Raw genomic sequence first — 5509 nt, 5'->3', positions numbered from 1 at the left:
CGGCAAGGTCTACTACCGCAAGATCAACTGATTTTGGCCGGGCGTTCCGGGCGATTGAGGCCGAAGGCCTAGAAATCCCGCCGCAGCGCGAGAATACGGATAGCCCGGGCTTCGCCGCGCTGCCTGGCTTCGTTGAGGAAGGCGACGTGGCAATAGGCACATGCCGCCAAACCCAGGCACAGCACCAGGCTGTTCTTCAGGGTGAAGTCGATCGCCAGCGAGAATGGAATGCCGCTGGGCGCGGTGAAGGCGGCAATCGTGCTCGCCGTTTCCGAATGGCTGCCGGCCGCGATCATCAGCCCGGCGAACAGAAGCGCGACATGGTTGGCCAGGAAGAAGGCGGCCGATCCCCTCGCCCGGCATGCCATCCAGCAGACAATCGCGGCGGTGGCCAGCATGGCGGCGTCCAGCGCGATCGAAGCGCCCGCATAGAGATCGACCTGCTGCCAGAACATCGTCGCCAGGGGCCGCAGCTCCAGCCAGATCCGCCACATCGTCGGGTTGGCGGGATAGGTGCCGAGCAGGAACGTCGCCGCCCGCTCACCCGCCAGGATGAGCAGCATGAGGGCCGGGAAAGCAAAGAGCAGTATCGGTTTGCGCTTCATGTCGTCCTCGACAAATTCCGGGCCACAATAGGCAACAGAGATTGCGCAAGGATTAACGAAGCTTAACGGGACGCCTGCTTCGGCATCCTTCGCGCGCGTGCTATGCTGCACTGCCGGGACGCCAACGCGGCGGGTCGGATGGCCGGAGCCGTTTCATCGGGGGTTGAAGGGGTGCGCTCAAGCTGGTTGCCAGGTCGGCCTTTTGTTCGACGGCGATGGCCGGGACGCCGCCGATGAGCGGTACCGCGGCAAGGTCTCGCCTGGCGATCGCGTTTGGAGGTGTCGAACTCCTGGCCGGGGTCTTGCTGATCCTGCAAGCCGGCGCCTTGATTGGGGTCGGCCGGCAGACGCCGGCATTGGACTCCGGAAACCAGCCAGCGACGACGGCGCCACCCATGTTCGATGCCGGACTGCGGCAGCCGGCGCGCAAGATCGCGCAGGATCTCATCGCGCCGCCCGAACTCGATGCGACCCGGATCGAACGGATCGAGGCCCGCCCGCCGCTTGGCGACCTCGGTCTTGCATACTGGCCGAAGACGCCGATGCCGGGCGACTGGCGCGAGATGCTGCTCTATCGGCCGATCGCCACCTCGTCGGCGATCTTCGAGGCGATGGGCCGGACGGTGGCGATCAGCGGCACGCTCGCCATCGACCCCGACACGAGCTGTTCCTTTCACGAGATCGCCTGGCCGTGCGGCCTACGTGCGCGGGCGGCCTTCAATGCCTGGCTGCGCGGGCGGGCGCTGAAATGCTTGGTGCCGCCGGATGTCGACCGCTTCGCCATCGCCGCGCCCTGCAAGCTCGGCAAGCAGGACGTCGGCGCCTGGCTGGTCTCCAACGGCTGGGCCACGGCGCTGCCCGGTGGCATCTACGGCAAGGCCGAGGCAACGGCCAGGAGCGCCGAGATGGGCATGTTCGGGCCGCCTCGATAGGCGCCGGATACTAAGCGATCAGGCTCGCTCCGTCTGTCGGCCGGGCGGCGCCGACTGCCGCCTTCGATATCTGTTTTGTTAACCCTTGCGGTGCAGCCTTTGCCGGCACGGGCCGATTTGATGGCCATTCCGCCCGCATGCATCAAATTGTAGCGGTCGTCGAAACCGAAATTGCAACACACCGGCCTTATGCCAGCGCATCGGACAGGAGATTGGCCAGTGACCAAACCGACAGCGACCCCCTCTGCCCAAAGCTGGAAAGATGTTGCGTGGCTGACCGTGCTGGGGACGGCCGGCTGCCTCATCCTTTCGCTCGGCCTCAACTATCTGCTTTTGTTCAGCGAGGCGCTGACGCCGTTCGCGCGCAGCGTGATCACGGCAACGCTGCTGCCGCTGGCCATCGGCCTGCCGCTGTTCCTGCTGCTCGGATCGAAACAGGCCGAGATCCGCCGCTACCGGCAGGAGCTCAACCGGTCGGCGACCTATGACAGGCTGACCGGCTGCTTGAACGGACCGGTTTTCACCTCGATGGTGGACAGACGGGCCGCGAAGACCTCGGAGGCCGGGCCGCGCTCCGGCGCCTTCCTGGTCATCCATCCCGAGCATCTCAAGTCCCTCAACCTGCGCTTCGGCCTGGAATGGGGCGACGAGGCGCTGCGGCTCATCGCCTCGACGATCCAGTCGTCGGTTCGCAAGGAGGATCTCGTCGGCCGCATCGGCACCTCGATGTTCGGCGTCTTTCTGCCTGGCGCGACCGAAAAGGACGCCAAGGAGATCGGCGAACGCATTCGAGAGGCGGTCGGGCAAATCTATTTCGCGCCGAAAGGCGAAAAGGACGTGCTCGCCATCCGCACCGGCGGCGTCGTCTTCGAGCATGAGTTGGCGTTCGAGGACATGTACCGGTCGGCGGAGGAACGCTTGCTGGAGGTTCAAGACGAGGCACGCGTGGCGTTGTCGCATATTAACAATTGACTAACCGGCAGCGAGATTGAACCCGCCTTTACCGCGGACGCTCTTTGAGCAAGCGCACACCGAGCCCGCCACCGTTTTCCGGGATAAACGCGATACCTGCGACTACCAACGCGCTAATGATCTTCGTCACAGTCTCGGGACGACCACCGAGCCGTCCATCCTCCGCTTCTAGACGCGCGATTGTTGGTTCTGACACTGCTGAGCGTTCGGCCAAGTCTCCCTGAGACCATCCCAGCAACGCCCGTGCAGCCTTGATTTGTCTCGTGGTCACCGCCGACGCCTGGTTTGATAGATTTTCTATTGACATTGGCGAAGTCGCATTGATATTTTTTCCATCACTTTCTCTCGCGTGCCGAGACCATTACTGGAACGGTCCGCAGAGCGGCTGACCAGGTGCAGGAACACCTAAGTCAGCCTGACCACACCTAAGCTTCAGGGAGCTCGGATCATGGCTGATTCCGACAATACCACGACTTTGCCCCGCGTCACCCGTAGGAGGGTACTTGCGATAGCGGCAAATGCAAAGGAGGGAAGGCAGCCAGGGAAGCTTGTCCGCGACCATGCGGAAGCTGATCAATCAGCCGATCCTGCAGTGGCAGTGTGGGGCGAATGGCTGATAGCCCACGAAGAGGCTGAGCGGCGGTGCCGTCAGCAGCAGCGCCTAGAGCGAAATCTTGTGGAAACTGTTGGATTTCCTTGTGCAACGATCCCGCTGCACGACGGCACGAGCGTCAGACTCCATTCAATCCAGGCCCTAAACGAAGTACTCGGTCCAGGACCAGAAGACGAGGCAGTCCGCGCAAAGTCCAAGGCTGACTTGGAGGCCCATCAAGAGCGCTGGGATGTCGCTGATAGGGAAATTGGTTATTCGGCAGCGTTACTCGCTGAAGGCGAGGCGGCGGACCAAGCGGAGAACCTGCTTCAGCTATTGCTGGAGACCCCGGCTGCTTCACTTGCCGGTGTGGCGGCCAAGCTCGATGCCGTGCTGAGCGAAGGGGAACCCGCGGAAGCCTCTGCTGAGTTTCCCTGGTTGCACATTCGCTCTGTGCTCGGAGATGTGATCCGTATCGCGCAAGAGCTTGTGCCGGAGCAGATGCTTCCGAACAGGCTGGGCACTTCAAAATCAGGGCGGCGAGGAGGGTGCACTATTGGCGTCTCAAACGGAGCGAAAGGGGGCGCAGCGTGAAGAAACGAGACGACAAATTGCCCATCGTAGTCAAAAGTTCCCCCTACACGGGCGGGAAAGCTGATTCATCCAATGCTTGCCCCCCGCCTCTCGGTTTAAGAGGGAAAAAGGCGGCCGCGTCGTCCGTGCAATGGTCCGTAACCGAAGCCGTCGAGGTGGCAAAAGTACTTGGTGCGAGGGGGCTGCGACGGTTGTTGCTTGGTCCGCTCTGTCGGGGCCCTGTGAGGGAAATACGTGCGAGTATCGTTTCTGGTTAGAAGTCTTTAAACGCCTTCAGGCTGGATCATCCCAGTCAGACTTGCAACGCATGGTGGAAGGCGCTCACCAGCATCCCTTCAATTAACGCCATCGGATGCGGTTGACCGGCAGCTTTGGCGCCCGCCACTCCAGGCGTGGGCGAGCCCAAAATCGAGGTGGCGTTCATCCTGCCGATCATCATGTTGGTAGGCAGACAGTGACAATCCGCGTTGAGTCGGATGTCTCGCCGGCGGACCCAGCTTGCCCGATCCATTGGCATCTGCTTTCAGCGGCTGCAGAAAATACGATGACGCGACAAACCGGGTAGGCCCGCCCATGCTTTTTGAGGTCGCCTTCCTGCCAGCCGCTCCTTCGAGGCCCGCCGAGAAATAATTAAAGATGCAGTGAAGCTCTTTCTCTGCCAGGCAATGAGCGTCGAAGTCAGTGCTGAGGCGAAAGGTCGGCGCTTGATTGCGCATTCCATGCGGCTCCAACGCCGAGTGCGCATCCACGTGTCGGGCTGATCGCCGACCTGGAGATGAACCAGAGCTGGAAGCGAAGCAGAGTCGAACCGATGGCGGTTCAACACAAGACGGCCCGACGAGCTGTCATGGCTTCCGCGCGGGAGTGCCACGAAGGCAAACGCCAGCAAGCAACTACCAAAAAAGTCCCATCGATGGATTGACCATGATGTGCTGATCGGCAGCAGCACAAGCACGGAAATGACGTTTGCCGCATCCCAGGAAAGTAAACTGTGGGGGCTGGAGTGATCGGAGTTCGCTTGTTGGCAACACTGCCGACCTCGAACTCAACGTGAAGCTCACCACCCCAGATGAGCGTTTCATGGGAGCACGAGCGTGCAGTACCGCGCAGCAATCCGCCCGTGCACCTCACTGAGCAGAAACGACGGCAAAAGGCGGCGTAAAGGTCATTCCCGATTTGCCCAAAACACGGAATACTTCGCGGATGTCTAGGAGCGCTCCTTCACCACAGTCTGATGCGTCACAGGGCCCCACTGACCGATCAGGTAGGTCGCGTCCGACTTGGGCATTAGGCGGAGTCAGATGCGCTCTCGCCAACAACCGGAGGACAAATGGCCTGAAAGCGCTTCGGTGATGGTCGTAAGATGGACATTTGATGGGCGGCGCGACCTCTTTATGGAGCAGCTCAGATCAATCCTGACGAGGAGGTATCGCTTATGGCCGCCCTAGGAAACGACAAACAGCCCAATTGAACATCCCCCATATGATGAGGACCGTCTCTATGAGGAGTGCCGTATGAGACCGTTTACAGCTTTTGATATAGAGACAAGATATGGAACCCTGAGCCTGCGCACGGCTTCCGGTATTCGAAGATATCCAATAGCTGAAAGTGCACGCTTATCACTTCTCACTCAGCTACAAAATCTGAATTCTTTCCGCAAGCATCATAAATCTCATGGTTGGATTTGCTGTTCAACCCTTGATAATAAACTACTTCTTATCAATCTTAGATACGCCAAATCCATAGAATTAATTGGCGATGACGTTGAGGCAATGCCCGTATATTATCCTGCCGAAGTCTATCGAGCCTTATAC

General features: G+C 60.3%; 7 protein-coding genes. 4 read left to right on the top strand and 3 right to left on the bottom strand.

The annotated features are described in order from the left end of the window. Positions 1–68: 68 nt before the first annotated feature. Positions 69–605 carry a hypothetical protein gene (locus EN780_RS26610; RefSeq protein ID WP_128275775.1) on the bottom strand — a complete coding sequence of 179 codons (537 nt, stop codon included), beginning with the start codon at positions 603–605 and terminating at the stop codon, positions 69–71. A 233-nt stretch (positions 606–838) separates the two neighbouring features. Between EN780_RS26610 and EN780_RS26605 the strand changes: the two genes are divergently transcribed. Together EN780_RS26605 and EN780_RS26600 are read left to right on the top strand one after the other, a co-directional pair. Continuing rightward, a complete protein-coding gene (locus EN780_RS26605) occupies positions 839–1537 on the top strand; it encodes a thermonuclease family protein (protein WP_128275774.1) in 699 nt (232 codons plus the stop codon). A gap of 219 nt (positions 1538–1756) precedes the next feature. After that, positions 1757–2509 (top strand): GGDEF domain-containing protein, encoded by a 753-nt coding sequence (locus EN780_RS26600; RefSeq protein ID WP_245500150.1) that lies wholly within the window; start codon positions 1757–1759, stop codon positions 2507–2509. Positions 2510–2537: 28 nt separating this feature from the next. On the opposite strand, the gene EN780_RS26595 is transcribed toward EN780_RS26600, so the two are convergent. Continuing rightward, positions 2538–2816, bottom strand: coding sequence for a helix-turn-helix domain-containing protein (locus EN780_RS26595; RefSeq protein ID WP_127393480.1), 279 nt, complete (start codon positions 2814–2816; stop codon positions 2538–2540). A gap of 141 nt (positions 2817–2957) precedes the next feature. Here EN780_RS26595 and EN780_RS26590 point away from each other — a divergent pair, with 141 nt between their 5' ends. Beyond that, positions 2958–3695, top strand: coding sequence for a hypothetical protein (locus EN780_RS26590; protein ID WP_189556749.1), 738 nt, complete (start codon positions 2958–2960; stop codon positions 3693–3695). 335 nt (positions 3696–4030) lie between these two features. On the opposite strand, the gene EN780_RS26585 is transcribed toward EN780_RS26590, so the two are convergent. Beyond that, positions 4031–4411, bottom strand: a complete 381-nt coding sequence (locus EN780_RS26585) for a hypothetical protein (RefSeq protein WP_128275773.1) — start codon at positions 4409–4411, stop codon at positions 4031–4033. Positions 4412–5209: 798 nt separating this feature from the next. On the opposite strand from EN780_RS26585, the gene EN780_RS39785 reads away from it, so the two are divergent. After that, positions 5210–5509: hypothetical protein (locus tag EN780_RS39785; RefSeq protein WP_210215053.1), on the top strand; the 300-nt coding region annotated here is incomplete at its 3' end.

It is taken from the genome of Mesorhizobium sp. M4B.F.Ca.ET.089.01.1.1, from assembly GCF_004022605.1.
GTDB lineage: Bacteria > Pseudomonadota > Alphaproteobacteria > Rhizobiales > Rhizobiaceae > Mesorhizobium > Mesorhizobium abyssinicae.
The sequence above is the reverse complement of the archived record's forward strand: the minus strand, read 5'-3'. Positions and strand labels throughout refer to the sequence as shown.

Excerpts from the sequence above, each read along its gene's own strand:
- EN780_RS26585 (WP_128275773.1), bottom strand. The coding sequence starts at position 4,411 with ATGCGCAATCAAGCGCCGACCTTTCGCCTCAGCACTGACTTCGACGCT.
- EN780_RS26610 (WP_128275775.1), bottom strand. The coding sequence starts at position 605 with ATGAAGCGCAAACCGATACTGCTCTTTGCTTTCCCGGCCCTCATGCTG.
- EN780_RS26590 (WP_189556749.1), top strand. The coding sequence starts at position 2,958 with ATGGCTGATTCCGACAATACCACGACTTTGCCCCGCGTCACCCGTAGG.
- EN780_RS26605 (WP_128275774.1), top strand. The coding sequence starts at position 839 with ATGAGCGGTACCGCGGCAAGGTCTCGCCTGGCGATCGCGTTTGGAGGT.
- EN780_RS26595 (WP_127393480.1), bottom strand. The coding sequence starts at position 2,816 with ATGTCAATAGAAAATCTATCAAACCAGGCGTCGGCGGTGACCACGAGA.